The 2,376-nt window shown below is 53.5% G+C and carries 3 protein-coding genes; all 3 read right to left on the reverse strand.

What is annotated here, in order from left to right:
- Positions 1-65: 65 nt before the first annotated feature.
- From AACY44_RS27470 to tnpB, 3 genes are read right to left on the reverse strand one after another with little or no spacing between them, the layout of a single operon-like run.
- The gene (locus AACY44_RS27470) at positions 66-374 is read right to left on the reverse strand and encodes a hypothetical protein (RefSeq protein ID WP_339415056.1); all 309 of its coding nucleotides are present in this window, start codon (positions 372-374) and stop codon (positions 66-68) included.
- Positions 371-1,915, reverse strand: a complete 1,545-nt coding sequence (gene tnpC, locus AACY44_RS27475) for an IS66 family transposase (RefSeq protein ID WP_339531515.1) — start codon at positions 1,913-1,915, stop codon at positions 371-373. The genes AACY44_RS27470 and tnpC overlap by 4 nt, the downstream gene beginning before the upstream one ends.
- Before the next feature lie 17 nt (positions 1,916-1,932).
- Entirely contained in the window at positions 1,933-2,292 is a 360-nt protein-coding gene (gene tnpB / locus AACY44_RS27480) for an IS66 family insertion sequence element accessory protein TnpB (protein WP_339418685.1), read from the reverse strand.
- Positions 2,293-2,376 lie beyond the last annotated feature (84 nt).

Raw genomic sequence — 2,376 nt, forward strand, 5'->3', positions numbered from 1 at the left:
TCGTAACTGATCCATAAACCCCACCTATTCAAAAAAAGGTGAACCGTTCAGGATGCGACATTCCGTTATTTCTTGTGCTTGATATCCACCACCGTTCCTGCCCGTACGTCTTTGATCGGCGAGAGCAGGTGCGGCGAGATATTCCAACGCTGCCCATTATCGGTGACCACGGTGACGCTCTTGCGGTTGAACTTCATAATGGTTCCAGACAGGCGCCCACTGTTGGGCGAGTCAAAGCTCACCCGCGCACCTGGATGGAACTGCATCATCGATTTGTGCGCTTCCAGCGACTCCAGCATCTTCAGGCGTTCGATGATGTGGTGATTCAACGCCACTAACTCATCAGCACTCAGGTGATCAATATTGATACTCATAATGTCTCCACATTCCACGGCAACAGCGCTTCAAAATCTTCTACCGAAACGGCCTGCGGCAACCGTTCCAGTACGTGGCGCAGCCACGTATAGGGCTCTTGGCCATTAGCCTTTGCAGTTTCGACCAAGCTGTAGATCTGCGCACTGGCCGTTGCACCCTTAGGCGTATCGCTGAATAACCAGCTCTTTCTTCCAATAACAAACGGCTTTATTGCGCGCTCGGCCTTGTTATTGTCTATGGGTAAAAACCCGGTTTCCACATAACGCTCCAACCGACTCCAGTTGTTCGCCAGGTAGTTGACTGCTTTACCCAAGGTGCTTTTCGGGGTGACGTGTTGCTGGGTTTTCTCCAGCCAACTTTTCAACTCGGCGAGTACCGGCAAGCTTTTTTCCTGCCGACCGATAAACCGCTGTTCATCGTTGGTGTCCTTGAGATCGCGCTCGATGCCATACAGCTTGTTGATCATCGCCAACGCAACATCGGCACGACCCACTTTGCCCTTGGGCTGGACTTTCTGTGCATCGACAAACTTGCGGCGTACATGGGCCATACAAGCCAAACGTTCAACGCCCGGTTGCAACGCTAAAGCGTTATAGCCCCCATAATCATCCGTCATCAGATAGCCGCGATAATCACCCAACAAGCGCAACGGCACCTCCTGCGCTCGGCTGGTGGTGTAGTCAAACAGGATGACGGGGCGCTCAGGCGGGCCGCTGGCTTGCACCCACATCCAGGATTGGCTGGTCGGGTCGCGATCAGGCTCTTTGAGCACCTGTACCCGCGTTTCATCGCAATGAATGACCGGACTTTCCAGTAACCGATCACGCATCAGATTAAGCAGCGGTTGAAAGTGTTCACAACATTGAATAACCCAACGCGCCAACGTTTGACGCGGGATATCGACGCCGTGACGCCCGAGAACTTTTTCAAAACGGTACAGCGGTAAACCATCGACGTACTTGGTCGTTAGCAGCATCGCCAAGACGCTGGGACTGGCCATGCTCTTTTCGATCAACTGGGCCGGCTTGTCGGCCATGACCGGCGCGGCTTCACAACCTCGGCAGCCGTAGACCTTGCGGATATGTTTGATCACGCGGATCTGCATCGGCACGATTTCCAGCTGTTCGCTGGTTTCTTCGCCAATGGCATGTTTGCGGCAGCCGCAGGCGCACGTCAGTTCGTGCTCAGGCAGTTCGTGGACAACTTCGATACGCGGCAAATCGGCGGAAAGTGGCTTGCGTTTGCCTCGGCGTTTGACGGGAGCGACGACTTCTTCAGCTTCTTCGTCAGCGTTATCGGCGATGGGTACAGCGACACTTTCGGCTTCATTAAACAGCACAAGTTGCGGGGTTTCAGGGTCGACGGTTTGTTCGGATTTACGACCGAACAAACGGTCGCGCAGCAACTTGATTTGCTCTTTTAGGTCAACGACCTGGCGATGGTGGGCCTGATTAATTTCTTGATGAGCACGACGTTCCGCAAGCATTATTTGCTTGAGTAGAACAGGGTCATCAGGGAGGTCGTCGGGCATCGAGATCATGCCCGGATTATACCCAACTAGGCGACAAATCGCGGCGTCAAAACCTGATGAGGACGATTGCGCCACAGATCAAAGCCGTCGAGCATCCAGTTCAGTTCCTGAACTGTCAGGACAATCGCCTCGTCGCTGATATCGGGCGATGTTTTGAAGCGTTCGGCTTCTAAGCGTTTGAGCCACAGGCAGAAGCCGTTGCGCTCCCAATACAACACCTTGATCCGATTACGGGTCTTGTTGAGAAAAACGAAAAGTACCGGGTCGAACACCGCGACTTTGATATCCAACTCAACCAGAGCGGTCAGGCCATCGATGGATTTTCGAAAATCCACGGGCTTGGGGTAGAGGTACACTTTTTCAACTTTGGCGTCGGGGCGCATCATGACGGCGGGCTCCTGAAGGATATCGGGAGCCCAGCATCAGGCATCAAATGGCAGCTTTGAATGTGTAGACGATGGATCGCTTAC

The organism is Pseudomonas sp. RA_15y_Pfl1_P11 (assembly GCF_963970975.1).
Taxonomy (GTDB): domain Bacteria; phylum Pseudomonadota; class Gammaproteobacteria; order Pseudomonadales; family Pseudomonadaceae; genus Aquipseudomonas; species Aquipseudomonas tritici.